Annotated in this window: 12 protein-coding genes; 3 read left to right on the top strand and 9 right to left on the bottom strand. The window is 66.4% G+C overall.

Translation table 11 applies throughout. The annotated features are described in order from the left end of the window. The first annotated feature begins 11 nt into the window (after positions 1–11). The 3 genes from QF050_RS10240 (at position 12) to QF050_RS10230 (ending at position 4593) form a co-directional block, all read left to right on the top strand. Complete coding sequence (locus QF050_RS10240; protein WP_308930335.1) at positions 12–1454, top strand: 6-phospho-beta-glucosidase; 1443 nt, start codon at positions 12–14, stop codon at positions 1452–1454. A gap of 76 nt (positions 1455–1530) precedes the next feature. Continuing rightward, positions 1531–2796 carry a D-inositol-3-phosphate glycosyltransferase gene (gene mshA / locus QF050_RS10235; protein ID WP_308930334.1) on the top strand — a complete coding sequence of 422 codons (1266 nt, stop codon included), beginning with the start codon at positions 1531–1533 and terminating at the stop codon, positions 2794–2796. Between the two features lie 120 nt (positions 2797–2916). Beyond that, entirely contained in the window at positions 2917–4593 is a 1677-nt protein-coding gene (locus QF050_RS10230; protein WP_308930333.1) for a formate--tetrahydrofolate ligase, read from the top strand. An 886-nt stretch (positions 4594–5479) separates the two neighbouring features. Here QF050_RS10230 and QF050_RS10225 read toward each other — a convergent pair. The 9 genes from QF050_RS10225 to glmS all read right to left on the bottom strand — a co-directional run bounded on the left by QF050_RS10225 (position 5480) and on the right by glmS (position 18874). Beyond that, a complete protein-coding gene (locus tag QF050_RS10225; RefSeq protein ID WP_308930332.1) occupies positions 5480–5836 on the bottom strand; it encodes a hypothetical protein in 357 nt (118 codons plus the stop codon). 112 nt (positions 5837–5948) lie between these two features. Next, complete coding sequence (locus QF050_RS10220) at positions 5949–7034, bottom strand: inositol-3-phosphate synthase (protein ID WP_308930331.1); 1086 nt, start codon at positions 7032–7034, stop codon at positions 5949–5951. 188 nt (positions 7035–7222) lie between these two features. Further along, the gene (gene mgrA, locus QF050_RS10215; protein ID WP_308930330.1) at positions 7223–8263 is read right to left on the bottom strand and encodes an L-glyceraldehyde 3-phosphate reductase; all 1041 of its coding nucleotides are present in this window, start codon (positions 8261–8263) and stop codon (positions 7223–7225) included. Positions 8264–8360: 97 nt separating this feature from the next. Continuing rightward, positions 8361–10127 (bottom strand): malto-oligosyltrehalose trehalohydrolase, encoded by a 1767-nt coding sequence (treZ, locus tag QF050_RS10210; protein WP_308930329.1) that lies wholly within the window; start codon positions 10125–10127, stop codon positions 8361–8363. Then, positions 10124–12451, bottom strand: coding sequence for a malto-oligosyltrehalose synthase (gene treY, locus QF050_RS10205; RefSeq protein WP_308930328.1), 2328 nt, complete (start codon positions 12449–12451; stop codon positions 10124–10126). Before treY ends, treZ begins: the two co-directional genes overlap by 4 nt. Beyond that, positions 12448–14778 carry a glycogen debranching protein GlgX gene (gene glgX, locus QF050_RS10200; protein WP_308930327.1) on the bottom strand — a complete coding sequence of 777 codons (2331 nt, stop codon included), beginning with the start codon at positions 14776–14778 and terminating at the stop codon, positions 12448–12450. The genes treY and glgX overlap by 4 nt, the downstream gene beginning before the upstream one ends. Positions 14779–14846: 68 nt before the next feature. Further along, positions 14847–16442 (bottom strand): NAD(P)H-hydrate epimerase, encoded by a 1596-nt coding sequence (locus QF050_RS10195; protein WP_308930326.1) that lies wholly within the window; start codon positions 16440–16442, stop codon positions 14847–14849. 15 nt (positions 16443–16457) lie between these two features. Next, positions 16458–16805 carry a holo-ACP synthase gene (locus QF050_RS10190; RefSeq protein ID WP_013601780.1) on the bottom strand — a complete coding sequence of 116 codons (348 nt, stop codon included), beginning with the start codon at positions 16803–16805 and terminating at the stop codon, positions 16458–16460. Between the two features lie 176 nt (positions 16806–16981). Further along, complete coding sequence (gene glmS / locus QF050_RS10185; RefSeq protein ID WP_308930325.1) at positions 16982–18874, bottom strand: glutamine--fructose-6-phosphate transaminase (isomerizing); 1893 nt, start codon at positions 18872–18874, stop codon at positions 16982–16984. Between the last annotated feature and the right edge of the window lie 76 nt (positions 18875–18950).

Here is an 18950-nt window from a genome sequence, read left to right as displayed (position 1 = left end):
GACTGCATGGTATGCGGCTTCTGATTGCGGGCGGCGGGGGTTTCCGCGTGCCTTTGATATACCGGGCACTGACGTCCGGCCGCTTTTCCGGGCTGGTCACCGAGGTGGTGCTCTACGACGTCGATCCCGCCCGGCTCAGGGCCGTCAGCGCGGTCCTGGCCAGTATGCCCGCCGGCCCGGGTGCCCGCCTTCCCGTGCACGCCACCACAGATCTTGCCGGCGACTTGGCCGGCACCACCATGGTGTTCGCCGCGATCCGGCCCGGCGGCACGGCCGGCCGGATTGCCGATGAAAAGGTGGCGCAGGGCCTTGGGCTGCTGGGCCAGGAAACCACGGGAGCCGGCGGGATCTCCTACGCCCTGCGGACCATTCCGCCGATGCTGGACCTGGCCCGCCTGATGCGGGAACACTGTCCGGACGCGTGGCTGATCAATTTCACCAACCCCGCAGGGATGGTCACGGAGGCACTGCTCCCCGTGCTGGGGCACAGGGTCATCGGAATCTGCGACTCCGCCGGAGGCCTGGTGCAGCGGGCTGCCGGGGCCGCCGGTGTCCCCCTGGCGGAGGGACGGTTGGACGGGGTGGGCTACTACGGTCTGAACCACCTGGGTTGGCTGTACCGGCTGGAGTCCGGCGGCCGGGACGTGTTGCCGGACCTGCTGGCCAACGCGCCGGCCCTCCGGTCGTTCGAAGAGGGCAGGCTGTTCCCGCAGCCGTTCCTGGGCCGCCTGGGCATGCTCCCCAACGAATACCTGTACTACTACTATCGGCGCGACGCCGCACGGCAGGCGATGCAGGCCATGGCGCAGACCCGCGGCGAGGCCATCCACAACCAGCAGCAGGAGCTGTATCCCCGGCTTGCCGCGGCCGGTCCGGACGCCTACCGGCTGTGGGAGGAGGCGCGCCGGTCCCGGGAGGAAGGCTACCTGGCCGAGGCCCGGGGTGCCGGCGAGCGCCGGAACGAGGAGGACCTGGCCGGAGGCGGCTATGAGCGTGTTGCCCTCGCAGCCATGAAGGCCCTCGGGGGCGGCGGGGACACGCAGCTGATCCTCAACACCCGCAACGCCCTTCCGCCCGCCGTCGAACCCGCTGAAGCGGCCCCGGAACGCAACGCTTTCCTGCCGGCCCCGGCAGTCCCTGGTGTTCCGCAACCGGCCATACCCGGACTGCCCGCGGACGCCGTCGTCGAGGTTCCCTGCACCGTCACACCCGCCGGCGCCGCCCCGCTGCCCCAGCAGGAGCCGGGCGACCCGCAGCTCGAACTGCTCCGGCAGGTCAAGGAAGTGGAACGGCTCACGGTCCTGGCCGCGACCAGCGGCGGCCGCGAGTCCGCCCTGCAGGCCTTTGCCCGGCACCCGCTCGTGGCGTCGCCGGACCTGGCCACCGGGCTGCTGGCAGGCTACGAGGAGGCGTTTCCGGCGCTGGGGAAGATTTTGGCGGGCGGCGGGCGTTGAGCGAAGGAGTAGTGTTTTATCGAATGTGCTCTCGACCGGCTCCGCTGACGCGCGCCGGTGGCCGGAAGGAGGTCCCGTGGCGCTGATCCGCAGGGTCGCTTTACTCTCCCTCCACACCTCCCCCATGGAACAGCCGGGGTCCGGTGACGCCGGGGGGATGAACGTCTACATCCGAGAGCTGGCCTCGGCGCTGGCAGAGGCGGGTGTTGAGGTGGAGATCTTCACGCGTGCCACCTCCGCCGACCAGCCCGCCGTCGAACACCCTGATCCCGGCGTGTGCGTACACAACGTCCTGGCCGGCCCGCCCACCAAGGTCCCCAAGGAGGAGCTTCCCGGGTTGCTGCACGCCATGGTGGCGGAAATCGAGCAGATCCGCCGCCGCCAGCCGCACGGACGGTACGACGTCATCCATTCGCACTACTGGGTGTCGGGGATCGCCGGGCTGGAACTGTCGCGGCTCTGGGACGTGCCGCTGGTGCACACCATGCACACCATGGCCAAGGTGAAGAACCTGCTGCTGGAGTCCGGCGAACAGCCTGAACCCCGCCGGCGCGAGTTGGGCGAGCACCGCATCGTGGAGGGCGCGGCCAGGCTCATCGCCAACACCAGTTCCGAGGCCGCCGAACTGGTGTCCCACTACGGCGCCACCTACGACCAAATCGATATCGCGCCGCCCGGGGTGGACCTGAGCACCTTCACCCCGGCGTTCCGGTCGCGGTCCAGGGCGCAGCATGGCATCAGCCCTGATACCTTCCACCTGGTATTCGCCGGCCGCATCCAGCGGCTCAAAGGTCCACAGGTCCTGGTCAAGGCCGCGGCGCTGCTGCGGAAACGCCGCCCGGACATCGACCTTCGGGTCACCATCCTGGGTGCCTTGAGCGGCAACAAGGAATTCAACCTCCGCTGCCTGGTTGCGGAGGCGGGAATGGACAACGTCGTCACGCAGCTTCCGCCGGTGAAGGCACCTGAGCTTGCCTCCTGGTTCCGCGCGGCCGACGTCGTGGTGATGCCTTCCTTCAGTGAATCCTTCGGGCTGGTGGCGCTGGAGGCCCAAGCCTGCGGCACGCCCGTGGTGGCCACCCGCGTGGGCGGCCTGTCCCGCGCAATCTTCCACGGCCGGACCGGGCTCCTGGTGGACGGGCACCATGCCGCGGACTGGGCGGATGCACTCGAAGCCCTGTATGACGACCCCGCGACCCGCGAGGACCTGGGCCGGGCGGCCGCCATCCGTGCCCAGAGCTCCGGCTGGCAGCGCACTGCCGCCATAACGCTCGAAAGCTACCATGCCGCCGTCGACCATTACTCGGGGCACCGCCTCGCCCCGGCCGTACCCGCTTCCTGACGTCCTTCCGCTGCTCCTACGAAAGCCATTTCCCCGGGCCGCTGTTCCTCCGCAGCTTGCCCGGGTGCTGTTAGCTTAGGGGCAGGTGTCCGGCGCCGGCCGGTACAGGAAAGGACAAGGATGTCTGGTCTCCCTTCAGATCTTGAGATTGCGCGGGCTGCCCGGATCCGGCCCATCGGGGAGATCGCGGCTGCGGCGGGGATCAACGCGGACGCCCTGGAACTGTACGGGCGGTACAAGGCGAAGATCGATCCGGCCAGGCTCGAGGCCCCTGCTCCGCACGGCAAGGTGGTGCTCGTGTCCGCCATGTCCCCCACCCCGGCCGGGGAAGGCAAATCCACCACCACGGTGGGACTGGCCGATTCCTTGGCCCGGGCCGGTCACAAGGTGATGATCGCGCTGCGGGAGCCATCCCTCGGACCGGTGCTCGGGATGAAGGGCGGCGCCACGGGCGGGGGTTACTCGCAGGTGCTGCCCATGGATGAGATCAACCTGCACTTCACCGGCGACTTCCATGCCATCACCTCGGCCAACAACGCGCTCATGGCGTTGGTGGACAACCACATCTACCAGGGCAACGCCCTGAACATCGATCCGCGCCGGATGACGTTCAAGCGCGTGCTGGACATGAACGACCGGTCCCTGCGCGAGGTGGTCATCGGGCTGGGCGGTCCGACGCAGGGGGTGCCCCGGCAGGACGGGTTCGATATCACGGTGGCGTCCGAGGTCATGGCCGTCTTCTGCCTGGCCACGGACCTGTCGGATTTGCGGACGCGGCTGGGCCGGATCACGTTCGGCTACACCTATGACCGGACGCCGGTGACGGTGGCGGACCTGGGCGTGGAGGGTGCGTTGACGCTTCTCCTGAAGGAGGCGGTCAAGCCCAACCTGGTGCAGACCATCGCGGGGACTCCTGCCCTGGTGCACGGCGGTCCTTTCGCCAATATCGCGCACGGCTGCAACTCGCTCATTGCCACCCAGACGGCCCGGCGGCTCGCGGACCTGGTGGTGACGGAAGCCGGTTTCGGGGCCGACCTGGGGGCCGAGAAATTCATGGACATCAAGGCCCGGTACGGCGGCCTGGCGCCTTCCGCCGTCGTGGTGGTGGCGACGGTGCGGGCCCTCAAAATGCAGGGCGGCGTGGCCAAGGACTCGTTGACCCGCCCGGACCTGGCCGCGCTTGAGGCAGGCGTGGCCAACCTGCGCCGGCACGTCCACAACGTGGAGAAGTTCGGGGTCACGCCGGTGGTGGCCATCAACAAGTTCTCGTCCGATTCGCCGGAGGAACTCGACTGGCTGCTGGCCTGGTGCGCGGCTGAAGGTGTGCGCGCCGCTGTTGCCGACGTGTGGGGCCGGGGCGGCGGGGGCGACGGCGGTGACGAGCTCGCGGCGCTGGTGGCGCAGGCGGTTGACGCTCCCAGCAAATTCCGGCATTTGTACGCGCTGGACCTGTCGGTGGAGGACAAGATCCGGACCATTGCACAGGAAATCTACGGGGCAGACGGGGTGGACTTCTCCGTGCCGGCTTTGAAACGCCTTGCCGATATCGAACGGAACGGCTGGAGCGGGCTGCCCGTCTGCATGGCCAAGACCCAATACTCTTTCACGGATGATGCCTCCCGCCTGGGCGCCCCCAAAGGCTTTACCATCCACGTGCGCGACCTGCTGCCCAAGACCGGAGCGGGCTTCATCGTTGCGCTCACCGGCGCCGTGATGACCATGCCCGGCCTCCCACCCGTCCCGGCCGCCCTCCGGATGGACGTGGACGCCGACGGCAACCCGGTAGGCCTCACCTGACCCCTGCTCACCTTTGGCACATCTTTTGTTGACGCCCGCTCACCTTTTGCCGCCTTTTCCTGAACCCCCGCTCACCTTTTGCCGCCTTTTCCTGAACCCCCGCTCACCTTCTACCGGCCTGATGAGTGCCTGTGGATAACTTCCGACGCACATCGGCTGTTTACATGAGAATGCAGTATGCGATCCCGCCCGCCCCTGCCAGCTCACCTGGCCAGCAGCCCTTTCACTCTCGAGAGCGCCAGGGGCGCAGGGCTAAAGTACAGCCGCTTACGGCGCACAGATGTTGAGCATGTAAGCCGGAGACTCTACCGTCCGGCCGATTGGGACTTCTGTCTGGAGGAGGCCGCCCGCAGCCTGTCGGAGGCTACGCCTGGGGCGTGGGTTTCACATGTCACCGCGGCTCGCCTCCAGAGTTCCATCCTGCCTCCGTGGCTATCCGATTCCACCGAGCTGCACCTCAGCAAACCCAATGCCTTTCCCGGAGCACGGAGAAAAGGAATTCATGGCCACCGGGTCATTGTGAAGCCTGGCGAGATTGAGTTCGTGGACGGGATTCGGCTCAGCACCAGGGGCCGGACGTGGTTGGATATGGCACGGCAACTCCCATTAAACGATTTGGTGGCTATGGGAGACCAAATCATCCGGATACCCCGCCCGGAACTTGAGGGCAGAGAGGGCGCGTACTCAACGCTTGAGGAATTACGGGGTTTGGTAGCCCGACATCCAAATCTTCAGGGCGTTGTCCGTGCCCGGCAAGCACTGGACCTGATGCGGGTAGGGGCGGACTCTGCGCCGGAGACATTCCTTCGATTGTCCATGCTTGACGCTGGCCTTCCTGAACCGGAGTTGCAGATTGGGTCTTCGCCCGGGGGACCGCCGCTCACCATCAGCCGATCTCGGCTTTCGTCAGCACAGAGTTGCTATTCAGTACGACGGCGGCCATCACCTTTTGGAACCGCAGCGACGGATCGATCGGCGCAGAGACAAGGCCTTCGAACGGGCCGGTTGGGCCGTCATCATCGTAAACAAGACCGATCAGGATGACGGTTTCGCTGCTGCGCTCAAGAGAGTCAGGCAGGCCATAAGGAATTCCTACGACAATCCTGTGACTGCCTCGGGCTTCGTCAACACGAGTGACCCACGCAGGATGAAGGATCGCACCGTCAAATAAGGGCGGAAAATACGCCAAGGATGAGTGGGCGTTTGAGTAAAACAGGCCAAACGTGAGCGGGCGTTTGAGCAAAACAGGCCAAACGTGAGCGGGCGTTTGAGTAAAACAGGTCAAACGTGAGCGGGCGTGGTTAAACGGGAACGCTCCCCCACCCGTGCGGGTGAGGGAGCATCCCAGAGAGGGTTTAGCGTTCGAGGTCGCCGCGGATGAACGCCTCGACCTTTTCGCGCGCGAGGTCGTCATTGAACTGCTCCGGCGGGGACTTCATGAAGTAGCTCGACGCGGACAGCAGCGGGCCGCCAATGCCACGGTCCAAGCCGATCTTCGCCGCACGGATCGCGTCGATGATCACACCGGCCGAGTTCGGCGAGTCCCAGACCTCCAGCTTGTACTCCAGCGACACCGGGGCGTCACCAAAGTTCCGGCCCTCCAGGCGCACGAACGCCCACTTGCGGTCATCCAGCCACTGCACATAGTCCGACGGACCGATGTGCACGTCCTTGGCCGCCAGCTCCGCCTCAACGTTCGAGGTCACCGCCTGGGTCTTGGAAATCTTCTTGGACTCCAGCCGGTCACGCTCGAGCATGTTCTTGAAGTCCATGTTCCCGCCAACATTCAGCTGGTACGTCCGGTCCAGGGTCACGCCCCGGTCCTCGAACAGCTTCGCCATCACCCGGTGCGTGATGGTGGCACCAATCTGGCTCTTGATGTCATCACCGACGATCGGAACACCCGCGGCGGTGAACTTGTCCGCCCACTCCTTCGTCCCGGCAATAAAGACCGGCAGCGCGTTCACGAACGCCACGCCGGCGTCGATCGCGGCCTGGGCGTAAAACTCGGCCGCCTGCTGGGAGCCGACCGGCAGGTAGCAGACCAGGACATCAACCTTGGCGTCCTTGAGCGCCTGGACCACGTCCACGGGCTCTTCGGTGGATTCCTCGATGGTCTCGAGGTAGTACTTGCCCAGCCCGTCCAAGGTGTGGCCGCGCTGGACCGTCACACCCATGGGCGGGACGTCGGCGATCTTGATGGTGTTGTTCTCGCTGGCCAGGATGGCGTCGGAAAGGTCAACGCCGACCTTCTTGCCGTCAACATCAAACGCGGCAACGAACTCAACGTCACCCACGTGGTACTGGCCAAACTCAACGTGCATCAAGCCAGGAACGGTCTCCGCGGGATCGGCATCCTTGTAATACTGGACGCCCTGCACCAGCGAAGCGGCGCAGTTACCCACGCCAACGATTGCAACACGAATCGGATGTGAAGACACAAAACTCCTTTGGGAACAAACGTCAGCCGGCCGGGATAGCTCCGCAGGAGGTCCGACGGCGGCCGGCTGGCACGGCGCCGCGCGGCGCCTTTTCATACTACCCAACACAGCGGGACCGGCAGTTGTTCCCCCGGTCGGTCCCGCTGTGTAAGAAAACAATCCTCAGGACTGCCCGGTGCGGACAGACGTCACGACGTCTGCTTCCAGAGGTTGATGTCGGATTCCACGGCGAACTCGTCGATGGCGGTCAGTTCCTCGGCGGAAAAGTCGAGGTTGTTGATGGCGGAGAGCGTGTCCTCGAGCTGGCGGACGCTGGAGGCGCCCACCAGGGCGGAGGTGACCGGTGAGCCCTTCGGCTGGTCCCGCAGGATCCAGGCGATGGCCATCTGGGCAAGTGACTGCCCGCGGCCTTCAGCGATGCGGCGCAGCCCGCGGACCCGGTCAAGTTTCTCCTCCGTGATGGAATCTTCGGAAAGGAACCTGGCCTTGGCGGCCCGGGAGTCTTCCGGGATGCCGTGGAGGTAGCGGTCGGTGAGCATGCCCTGCGCCAGGGGCGAGAACGCGATGGAACCGGCACCCACCTGGTCCAGCGCCTCGTACAGGTTGGGCGATCCGTCCTCTGTCCAGCGGTTCAGCATGGAGTAGCTGGGCTGGTGGATGAGCAGCGGCGTCCCCATTTCCTTGAGGATCCGTGCCGCCTCGAGTGTCTGCTCGGGCGTGTAGGAGGAGATGCCCGCATAGAGTGCCTTGCCGGAGCGGACTGCGTAGTCCAAAGCGCCCATGGTTTCTTCCAGGGGCGTCTCGGGGTCGGGCCGGTGGCTGTAGAAGATGTCCACGTAGTCAAGGCCCATGCGTTGCAGCGACTGGTCAAGGCTGGAGATCAGGTACTTGCGGGAACCCCATTCGCCGTAGGGGCCCGGCCACATGTAGTAGCCGGCCTTGGTGGAAATCACCAGTTCGTCCCGGTAGGGCTTGAAGTCGTCCTTGAGGTGGCGGCCAAAGTTGGTTTCGGCGGAGCCATCGGGGGGCCCGTAGTTGTTGGCCAGGTCGAAGTGGTTCACGCCAAGGTCGAAGGCCCGCCGGAGGATGTCCCGCTGCTCTTCGAAGCGCTTGTCGTCGCCGAAGTTGTGCCAGAGGCCCAGCGAGATGGCCGGGAGTTTCAGACCGCTGCGGCCTACGCGGCGGTAGGGCATGGACTCGTAGCGGTTGTCCGCTGCTGAATAAGTCATACGTTCCATCCTGCCAGTTGTGACATGCGCTACATCAGATGTTAGCGCTCAGCAGAAAAGTTACGCCGCGGAGTTTCCCGCGGCGTAACTTCTCCAGCTAGGACGTAAGGATGGCCGCGCTCCAGGGCGCCAGAGCCAGCGAACTGCCGTCCAGCGCGGTCCCCTCGTCCGTGGCCAGCAGGACGTTCCCTGCCGCGTCGAGCCGCACCTTGGCATCAGTGAAATTCACCACCACCTCAACGGGACCGCGGCGGAACCGCAGCCAGCCGGCGTCGTCGTCGAACTCAGCCTCCGTGCCGCCGAAGCCAAGCCCTGCCAGCTCCGGATGTTCGCGGCGCAGCGCCGTCAGTGCCCGGTACAGCTCCAGGAGCCGCGCGTGGTCTCCCGTGCCGGCCTCGGTCCAGTCCAGCTTGGACCGGCGGAAGGTTTCCGGGTCCTGCGGATCGGGCACGACGGCGGGATCCCACCCCATCCGCTCGAATTCCCTGATGCGACCTTCCGCGGTGGCCTTCCCGAGCTCCGGTTCGGGGTGCGAGGTGAAAAACTGCCACGGCGTGGAGGCCCCGTATTCCTCGCCCATGAACAGCATGGGGGTGAACGGCGAGGTCAGGGTGAGGACCGCGGCCACGGCCAGCTGCCCGTAGGTCAGGGACTGCGACAGCCTGTCCCCCGTGGCCCGGTTGCCGATCTGGTCGTGGTTCTGGTTGCAGACCACCAGTGCCGCCGGGTGCACCAGCGAGGCGTTGATGGGCCGCCCGTGGTGCCGGCCCCGGAAGCTGGAGTAGCTGCCGTCGTGCAGGAACCCGTCCTTCAACACCTTGGCCAGGACGGCCAGCGATTCGAAGTCCGAGTAATAGCCGGTGGTTTCGCCGCTGACATTGACGTGCACCGCATGGTGGAAGTCATCGCTCCACTGCCCGGCCAGGCCGTACCCGTTGACGTCCCGGGGGTAGATCAGGCGCGGGTTGTTCAGGTCGGATTCGGCAATGAGGGTCTTGGGCAGACCGGTTTCCGCCGAGACGGCGTCGCCCAAAGCGCCCAACTCCTCGAGGATGTGGACTGCGCGCTCGTCCCGCAGCGCGTGCACGGCATCGAGGCGGAGGCCGTCCACGTGGTAGTCCCGCAGCCAGAGGGCGGCGTTGTCCAGGATGTATTCGCGGACGACGTCAGAGCCGGGCCCGTCCAGGTTCACCGAGTCGCCCCAGGTGTTGGCGTCGCCCTGCTTCAGGTAGGGGCCGAACTTGGGCAGGTAGTTGCCGCTGGGCCCAAGGTGGTTGTACACCACGTCCTGGATGACACCGAGCCCGGCGGCATGGGCTGCGTCAACGAACCGCTGGTACGCGGCAGGTCCGCCGTAGCCCTCGTGCACCGTGTACCACTGGACGCCGTCATAGCCCCAGTTGTGTGTTCCGTTGAACCCGTTGACCGGCAGGAGTTCGACGAAGTCGATGCCCAGGTCCGCAAGGTACCGCAGCTTCTTCGCGGCGGCGTCCAAGGTTCCTTCGGGGGTGAAGGTGCCTACGTGGAGTTCGTAGATGACACCACCCTGCAGGTCCTTGCCGCGCCAGTCGGAATCCTGCCACGCGTAGGCGTCTGGATCGTAGGTCCGGGACAGCTCGTGCACGCCGTCAGGGAGCCGGCGCGACCTGGGATCCGGGATGGGAGTGGTGTCCCCGTCCAGCAGGTACCCGTAGTCCACGTCCCTGTCGGCCGGGGCGTCAGGCGCCGTCCACCATCCTTCGGATCCCGGCACCGTGTCCTTCTTCTCCATGGGGTACTGCCGGCCGTCTGCCAGCAAAATCACCGATGAAACGTCCGGTGCCCACACATCAAACCGTTCAGGCCCAACATTGACAAGGGTCATGGCATTTCTCCGTCCACCGGTGCCAGCAGGGCCACCGGGTAGGTTCCCAGCAGGTCGGCCACCGCAACCGGACCTGGTCCATAGCCCTCTCCCGTCAGCTCGTCGCGCATCGCAGTGGAAAGGTCGACGGCGGTGTCCCGCCAGCCGCCCCCGACTTCCAGTCCGGCGGGGAACCGGGTGGCAAGCGTGAGGGCTCCGGAGGCAACATCCGTTCCGCGTGTAAATGCGAGCAGGTGCCCGGCAGCCGGGCCGGTGGCTGGCACCGGCGCGTATCCCTGGAACAGCTCCGGCCGGTCCCTGCGCAGGCGGAGGGCCCGCGAGGTGACCAAAAGCTTGCTGGCCTCTGTGCCCGCGTCCGGCAAGGTGCCGGCGTCGAGCTTTGCCAGTGCAGCCTCCCGGGCAGTAAAGTCCACCGGCCGGCGGTTGTCCGGGTCCGTCAGGGACCGTTCCCAGAATTCGCTGCCCTGGTAGACGTCCGGCACGCCGGGCATCGTCAACTGGACCAGCTTGGCGGATACCGAGTTGGAAGAGGCATAAGCATCAATGCGGGCCACGAAGTCACCCACCACCTTGGCCACCGCGGCATCGTTGAACACTGCGTCCACCGCAGCCTTGACCTTGGCCTCAAAAGCCTCGTTCGGATCCGTCCATGTCGTGGAGTTCCCGGCTTCCCGTGCCGCCTTCTCGGCATAACCCTGGAGCCGTTCCCGGCTGGCGGGCCAGGCCCCGACGATCGCCTGCCAGAGCAGGTTCTCGTACGGCCCGTCCGGGATGGGCGCCAGCCCGCGGAGCGTCTCCAAAGTTTCCGCCCATTCCTGCGGCAGCTCGGCGATGACCGAGATCCGTGCCCGGGCGTCCTCGCTGCGCTTGGTGTCGTGGGTGGACAGGGTGGTCATGGACAGCGGCAGGTCCTGCTGGCGCCGCTGCATCCGCCGGTGGAATTCCTCCGGCGCCACGGCGAATTCGGTGGGTTCGGCGCCCACCTCGGTCAGGGTGCCCAGCCGGGTGTAGCGGTAGAACGCGGTATCCTCCACGCCCTTGGCCATGACCATGCCCGAGGTCTGCTGGAACCGGACGGCGATGGGGTTGGCAGGGTCCAGGAGCAGCGGCAGGAGCGTGCCCACCGCCACGTCCAGGTCCGGCCGGTGCGCCGCGGCGGATTCGCAGGCTTCCTTGAGGACGTCGGCGCCGACCGGCAGGTAGGACCGGTATACCGGGAAGGACGCGATGATCTCGGCGATGGCGTCGGCTGCCTGGTCCACGGTGAGACCGTGGGACTCGGGAACCAGCCGGGCCAGCCGCAGCACCTCCGAACGCAGGATGCCGTCGGCAATCATGCGCTTGGTGCCGCGGATCATGGCGGCATAGTCTGCCGGTTCCGTGGTTCCACGCAGCACAGCGTCCAGGGAATCCAGAGCCTGTTGCCCCGCCGGGTCCACGAAGACCCGGTCCACGTCGGCCAGCGCGTCGTATCCGGTGGTGCCCTCGCAGGCGAACTCCTGCGGCAGCACTTCGCCGGGTTCGAGGATCTTTTCCACCAGGACATAGGCGCCGCCGCTGAGGTCCTTGAGCCAGCGGAGGTAGCCGGCAGGATCTGCGAGGCCGTCGGGATGGTCCACCCGGAGCCCGTCCACGAGGCCCTCGGTGAACCAGCGGCCCACCTCGGCATGCGCCTGTTCGAAGACGGACGGCACTTCGACCCGGATCCCGGCGAGGGTGGTCACCGCGAAGAAGCGGCGGTAGTTCAGCTCGGAATCGGCACGCCGCCAGTCCATCAGCTGGTAGTGCTGGCGGGCGTGGACGTCCTGCGGGGAATCCCCGTCGGCGTACGTGCCTTCGGCAAGGGGAAAGCGGTGGTCGTAGTAGCGGAGTTCGCCGTCCTTGACCTCCAGCTTGTCCAGGTCGGAGTCCGAGCCCAGGATGGGAAGCCGGACCTTTCCACCGCCCAGGTCCCAGTCGACGTCGAACGCCTCGGCGTAAGGGGACTCGCGGCCCTCCTTCAGCAGTGACCACCACCACGGGTTTTGCGGCGGGGAGGCCACGCCCACATGGTTGGGCACGATGTCCACCAGCACGCCCATGCCATGCTCGCGGGCCGCCTTGGAGAGCGCCAGGAGGCCTTCGGGGCCGCCCCGCTCAGGATCGACGGTGGAAGGATCGGTCACGTCATAGCCGTGGTCCGAGCCCTGCTCCGCGGTGAGGATGGGAGACAGGTACACCCAGTCCACGCCGAGGTCCTTCAGGTACGGGACCTTCTCTGCAGCGTCGAAGAGTGTGAAGCTGCTCCGGATTTGGAGCCGGTAGGTGGAAGTTGGCGTCCTCATGCGTCGGTTGCCTTTGTGGCACTCGTTTCGGTTGCCTTTGTGGCACTCGATCCGCTTGCCTTTTTGTCAGCCGCTTCGGCAGCGTCGGCGGCTTCGGTTGCCCGTGCCTCGCTCGCTTCCGCTGCCTTGGTCTGGGCTTCCACCATCTCCTCCTGGGCCTCCTCGTGCTCTGCCCTGGATGCCAGGGAAGCGGCGGCGGACGTGTCCACCTCAGCCTCGGGACCGGAGTAGGCACGCAACACCACCATGGACTTCGCGTCCAGCGTCAGTGTTGCACCGGCTTTGAGCGGTTTGTAGGCGTCCGCCTGCGCCGCAGTGTCGATCAGGACCTCCCAGTACTGGGAGTACTCCTCGTTGGGAAGGCAGAAGTCCACGTCGCCGTCGTGGGCATTGAAGGCCATGATGAAGCTGTCGTCCGTGATCCGGCGGCCACGTGAGTCCTGTTCCTGGATGCCGTCGCCGTTGTAGAACACGCCGATGGTCCGGCCGAAGCCGCTTCCCCAGTCCTCGGGCCGCATCTCGGTGCCGTCAGTCTTCAACCAGACGATGTCCGGCAGCTTTTCGCCCTCGCCACGTACCACGGGCCGGCCGTCGAAGAAGCGGCTGCGGCGGAACGTCGGGTGATCGTGCCGGAGCTTGTTGACGAAGGCCGTGAACTCCACCAGCGGCTGGTCCATGGCTTCCCAGTGGATCCAGCTGAGCTCGGAGTCCTGACAGTAGGTGTTGTTGTTGCCCTGCTGGGTGCGGCCCAGCTCGTCGCCGTGCAGCAGCATGGGCACGCCCTGGGAGAGCAGCAGCGTGGCGATGAAGTTCCGCTGCTGGCGGGCGCGCAGGGTCAGGACCTTGTCGTCGTCCGTGTCGCCTTCAACGCCGCAGTTCCAGGAACGGTTGTGCGATTCGCCGTCGTTGTTCCCTTCGCCGTTGGCCTCGTTGTGCTTCTCGTTGTAGGAGACGAGGTCGCGCATGGTGAAGCCGTCGTGGGCGGTGACAAAGTTGATCGAGGCCACGGGTCGGCGGGCGGAGCTTTCGTAGAGGTCGGCGGAGCCGGTAAGCCGGGAGGCGAACTCGCCAAGGGTGGAGGGCTCGCCACGCCAGAAGTCGCGGACGGTGTCGCGGTACTTGCCGTTCCATTCCGTCCACTGCGGCGGGAAGTTGCCCACCTGGTAGCCGCCGGGGCCCACGTCCCACGGTTCGGCGATCAGCTTGACCTGGGAAACGATCGGATCCTGCTGGATCAGTTCGAAGAAGGTTGAGAGCTTGTCGACGTCGTAGAACTCGCGGGCCAGGGTGGAGGCGAGGTCGAAGCGGAAGCCGTCCACGTGCATTTCGGTGACCCAGTAGCGCAGGGAGTCCATGAGCAGTTGCAGGGAGTGCGGGTGCCGGACGTTGAGCGAGTTACCCGTGCCGGTGTAGTCCATGTAGTGCTTGAGGTCGTTGTCCACCAGGCGGTAGTAGGCCTGGTTGTCGATGCCCTTGAAGGACAGCGTGGGGCCCAGGTGGTTGCCTTCGGCGGTGTGGTTGTAGACGACGTCGAGGATGACCTCGATGCCGGCCCGGTGGAGGTCGCGGACCATGGCCTTGAATTCCTGCACCTGGTGCCCCACGTCGCCGGTGGCGCTGTAGGTGTTCTGAGGGGCGAAGAAGCCGATGGTGTTGTAGCCCCAGTAGTTGCTGAGGCCTTTGTCCACGAGGGTGCCGTCGTTGACGAACTGGTGGACGGGCATGAGCTCGATGGCGGTCGCACCGAGTTTTTTCAGGTGTTCAATGACGGCCGGGTGGGCGACGCCGGCATAGGTGCCGCGCTGCTCTTCGGGGATCTCCGGGTGTAGCTCGGTGAGGCCTTTGACGTGGGCTTCGTAGATGACGGACTCGTGGTACGGGATCTTCAGCTGGCGGTCGCCGTCCCACTCAAAGAAGGGGTTGATGACCACGCCGTGCATGGTGTGCGGGGCGGAGTCGGCGTCGTTGCGGGAATCGGGATCGCCGAAGTTGTACGAGAACAGGGCCGGGTCCCAGTCGATCTGGCCCTGGATGGCCTTGGCGTAGGGGTCCATCAGCAGCTTGTTCGGGTTGAAACGGTTGCCGCTGGCGGGGTCGTACGGTCCGTGTACGCGGTAGCCGTACTTCTGGCCGGGCTGGATGTGCGGCAGGTAGCAGTGCCACACGTAGCCGTCCACCTCGGTCAGTTCGATCTTGGTCTCGGTCAGGTCATCGGCCAGGAGGCAGAGTTCGACCCGTTCGGCCCGCTCGCTGAACAGGGCGAAATTGGTGCCGGTGCCATCAAAGGTCGCTCCCAGCGGATAGGCAGTTCCAGGCCAGACTTCCATCGTGCTCCTCATTTTGTGTCAGCAGCAGAGGGCATCGGAACGCCCCTGCTGCTGGTGCGAACTAATGCCTACCGTAGTGGTTGGCTGTGACTATTACGTTTCCGGGCTCCATATTTACTAAGCATGCTGACTTTACCCCAACTTTCGGGTATGGCATCCGCGATGCGGCCCGCCGTGATGGGTCCGCCTGCCGCCGCTTCCGACGCCGACCTGCCCGCCCGGCCATGGAGAGCGGCTCCCAGCGCGGCCAGCGCGGCCCAGCGGCCGTCGTCGTCAAGGCCAAGCTCCCGGAAAGGCTCGACGACGGACCCCGCCTGGGCCAGCAGCGCCCCAATGACGCCGGCCAGGACGTCCCCGCTCCCGGCCGTGGCGAGCCAGGGGGTGCCGTCGGCCTGGCTGAAGGTGGCGCCTGATGGTGCGGCCACAAGCGTGGTGGCCCCCTTGAGCAGGACGGTGGCCCCGGTTCGGTCGGCCGCGTGGCGGGCGGCGGCGAGGGTGCCCGCTTCGACCGCTTCCCGGTCCTCCCCGCCGCCCAGGCGCTGGAACAGCGACGCGAGCTCTCCGGCGTGCGGGGTCAGCACCACGTGCGGTGCGAGCGTGTCCGGAAGGGCCGGCAGCGCGCCGGCGTCGGCTACTACCGGCAGCCCGGAGGTAAGGGCGTCCCGCGCGCGGGCCAGTTGTTCGTGGTCCTGCGGTCCCATGCCGGAGCCCACCAGCCAAGCCTGGACGCGGTTCCCGGACACGCTTCCCGTGCTGCAAACCACCTCGGGGCACGATTGGCGGACCAAATGGGCCACTTCCGGCGGGCCGAGGTACCGGACCATGCCCACTCCCGCGGCCAGCGCGCCCCGGCACGCGAGGACGGCGGCGCCGGGGTAATCCTCGGACCCTGCCACCACGCCGAGCACGCCCCGTGAGTACTTTTGCGCACGCCGTGCGGGGTGCGGCAAAAGTCCAGCCATGTCGGCATCTTCAAGCCTTCGCAGCACCGGCTCGGGCAAGTGTTCTTCGATCCCGATCGGCACCACCACCACGCGGCCGGCATAGTCGGCGCCGGGATCGGCCAGCAGGCCGGTCTTCGCTCCCCCGAACGTGACGGTCAGGTCCGCCGGCAACACGGGCAGGGCGGCCTCTCCGGTGTCCGCGTCGACACCGCTGGGGAGGTCGCATGCCACCACGAAGCCGTGGCCGCCTTCGGCCGCACGCGCCCTTTCGAGGGCACGCACGTAGTCTCCGGCAAGTCCCCGCAGGCCGCCTTTAGCCCCGGTTCCCAGCACGGCGTCAATCACGACGTCGGCCCGGACGGCTTGGGCCGACAGTTCCTGAAGCGATGCCCCGGTCAGCCGGAGCACCCGTCCCCCAGCCCGCTCGAACGCGTCCAGGCCGCCCGGATGGGCGGAATCGCCGGTGAGCACCGTCGTCGTCCGCATTCCGCGGGCAGCGAGGAAGGAGGCGGCGTAGAGGCCGTCGCCGCCGTTGTTCCCCTTGCCGGCCAGCACCACCACACTGGCCCCGTACAGGCGTGTGCCGCGTGATTGGAGTTCCTGGACGACGGCGCTTGCCAGGCCGTGCGCGGCGCGCTGCATGAGCGTGTCCCCCAGGCCGGCGGCCAGGAGTGGTTCCTCGGCTGCGCGGACCTGCGTTCCTGTGTAGGCAGTGATCATGCGGCGGCCGCCGGGTCAGCCTTCGGCCAGGACCGTTGCCGTGGCGATGCCGCCGTCGTGGCTGATGGACAGGTGCCAGCGCTTGACGCCTTTGGCCTCGGCAACCGCCAGGACGGTTCCCTTGACCTGGACGGTGGGGCCGTTGTGGTCGAGGCCGATCCAGCAGTCCTGCCAGTTCATGCCGGCAGGCGCCCCAAGGACCTTAGCCACGGCTTCCTTCGCCGCAAAGCGGGCAGCCAGGGACCGGGTGTTCAGTTCCCGCTCCGCAGGGACGAACAGCCGGTCCCTCAGGCCGGGTGTGCGCTCCAGTTGGCGGCCGAATCGCTCGATGTCTACTACGTCTACCCCAATGCCTACGATCATGCGGTTCATTCTACGGGGGCGGCTTCCTCCGCAAGCCCGGGTGCACCGCCGTTGGCGCAGGATCTTTCAGTTGTCCGCCAATAGCGCAATTGCGTAATTTTCGGTGCAAGAGCCGGTGTTAGCGCGAAAGCCCCGGGCTGTGGGCCCGGGGCTTCGGCGGTTCGGTGGCGAACCGCTTATTCGACTGTGACGCTCTTGGCCAGGTTGCGGGGCTGATCCACGTCGTACCCCTTGGCTGCTGCCAGCTCCGCGGCGAAGATCTGCAGCGGCACCGTGGTCAGCAGCGGCATGAGCAATGTGGGGGTCTCCGGTACGTAGAAGACGTACTCGGCGTAGGCCTTGACGGCTTCGTCGCCTTCCTCGGCGATGACCAGGGTGCGGGCCCCGCGGGCGCGGACTTCCTGGATGTTGGAGACCACCTTGGCGTGCAGTGAGTCGCGTCCGCGCGGGGACGGGACCACCACGAACACCGGCTGGCCTTCATCGATCAGGGCGATGGGGCCGTGCTTGAGCTCACCGGCGGCGAAGCCCTCGGCGTGGATGTACGCGATTTCCTTGAGCTTCAGCGCGCCTTCGAGCGCCACGGGGTAGCCCACGTGGCGGCCAAGGAACAGCACGGACTTCTCGTTGGCCATACTGCGGGCCAGTTCACGCAACGGCTCCGAGTTGTCCAGGATGGTCTGGATCTTGGCGGGGATCTTGTTCAGGTCCGCCAGGACGTCCTTGATTTGGCCGGAGAAGATGTTGCCGCGCAGCTGCGCCAGGTACAGGCCCAGCAGGTACGCGGCGGTGATCTGGGCAAGGAACGCCTTGGTGGAGGCGACGGCGATTTCCGGGCCGGCGTGCGTGTACAGCACGGCGTCGGATTCACGCGGGATGGTGGAGCCGTTGGTGTTGCAGATGGAGATGGTTTTGGCGCCCTGTTCGCGGGCGTATCGGACGGCCATCAGGGTGTCCATGGTTTCGCCGGACTGGCTGATGGACACCACCAGGGTGTTCTCGTCCAGGATCGGGTCGCGGTAGCGGAACTCGTGTGCGAGTTCCACTTCGGTGGGGATCCGGCACCAGTTCTCGATGGCGTACTTGGCCACCATGCCCGCGTAGGCGGCGGTGCCGCAGGCCAGCACGATGATCTTGTTGACCTGCTTCAGCAGTTCGGGATCGATCCGGAGCTCGTCCAGGGTCAGCTTGCCCTTGATGTCCGAGCGTCCCAGCAGGGTCTGGGCCACGGCGTCGGGCTGGTCGTTGATTTCCTTCTCCATGAAGGAGGAGAAGCCGCCCTTTTCCGCCGAGGCCGGATCCCAGTCAACGTGGTATTCCTTGCCCTGGGCCGGGTTGCCGTAAAAATCGGTGATTTCCACGGTGTCCGCGGTGATGGTCACGATCTGGTCCTGGCCCAGCTCTACCGCCCGGCGGGTGTAGTCGATGAACCCGGACACGTCCGAGCCCAGGAAGTTCTCACCGTCGCCCAGGCCCACCACCAGCGGTGAGTTGCGGCGGGCGGCCACGACGACGTCGGGCTGGTCCGCGTGCACGGCCAGCAGGGTGAAGGCGCCCTCAAGCCGCTGGCACGCCAGCTCCATGGCACGGGTCAGGCCACCGTTGGCGGTGTCGCCGCCCAACTGGTTCCGCAGGATGTCCGCCAGCAGCGCGGCAGCGACCTCGGTGTCCGTTTCGGACAGGAAGGTGACGCCCTTCTCCAGCAGCTCAAGCTTGAGCTCGGCGAAGTTTTCGATGATGCCGTTGTGGATCACGGCCAGCTTGCCACCGTCAGCCAGATGCGGGTGCGCGTTGCGGTCCGTGGGGCCGCCGTGCGTGGCCCAGCGGGTGTGCCCGATGCCGGTCATCGTTTCGGGCAGCGGCCGGGCCTCCAGCTCATTGATCAGATTGCTCAGCTTCCCGGACTTCTTCCGCGACTCGATGGCGCCGTCAGACACCACGGCCACCCCGGCAGAGTCGTACCCGCGGTACTCCAGGCGGCGCAGCCCCTCAAGGACAACGTCCAACGCGCTGTGACCGTTAATTGCACCGTCGGTCGAACGGCCTACGTAACCCACAATTCCACACATAAGCACAAGACTATCGGCAGCGTGCCGGTTGCTCTAAACCGGAAAGCGCCCGCGCGCGGCCCACGTGACGTACGTC

Source organism: Arthrobacter sp. SLBN-112, from assembly GCF_030944625.1.
GTDB lineage: Bacteria > Actinomycetota > Actinomycetes > Actinomycetales > Micrococcaceae > Arthrobacter.
The sequence above is the reverse complement of the archived record's forward strand: the minus strand, read 5'-3'. Positions and strand labels throughout refer to the sequence as shown.

Excerpts from the sequence above, each read along its gene's own strand:
- QF050_RS10240 (WP_308930335.1), top strand. The coding sequence starts at position 12 with ATGCGGCTTCTGATTGCGGGCGGCGGGGGTTTCCGCGTGCCTTTGATA.
- QF050_RS10230 (WP_308930333.1), top strand. The coding sequence starts at position 2,917 with ATGTCTGGTCTCCCTTCAGATCTTGAGATTGCGCGGGCTGCCCGGATC.
- mgrA (WP_308930330.1), bottom strand. The coding sequence starts at position 8,263 with ATGACTTATTCAGCAGCGGACAACCGCTACGAGTCCATGCCCTACCGC.
- treZ (WP_308930329.1), bottom strand. The coding sequence starts at position 10,127 with ATGACCCTTGTCAATGTTGGGCCTGAACGGTTTGATGTGTGGGCACCG.
- treY (WP_308930328.1), bottom strand. The coding sequence starts at position 12,451 with ATGAGGACGCCAACTTCCACCTACCGGCTCCAAATCCGGAGCAGCTTC.
- glgX (WP_308930327.1), bottom strand. The coding sequence starts at position 14,778 with ATGGAAGTCTGGCCTGGAACTGCCTATCCGCTGGGAGCGACCTTTGAT.
- QF050_RS10195 (WP_308930326.1), bottom strand. The coding sequence starts at position 16,442 with ATGATCACTGCCTACACAGGAACGCAGGTCCGCGCAGCCGAGGAACCA.
- QF050_RS10190 (WP_013601780.1), bottom strand. The coding sequence starts at position 16,805 with ATGATCGTAGGCATTGGGGTAGACGTAGTAGACATCGAGCGATTCGGC.
- glmS (WP_308930325.1), bottom strand. The coding sequence starts at position 18,874 with ATGTGTGGAATTGTGGGTTACGTAGGCCGTTCGACCGACGGTGCAATT.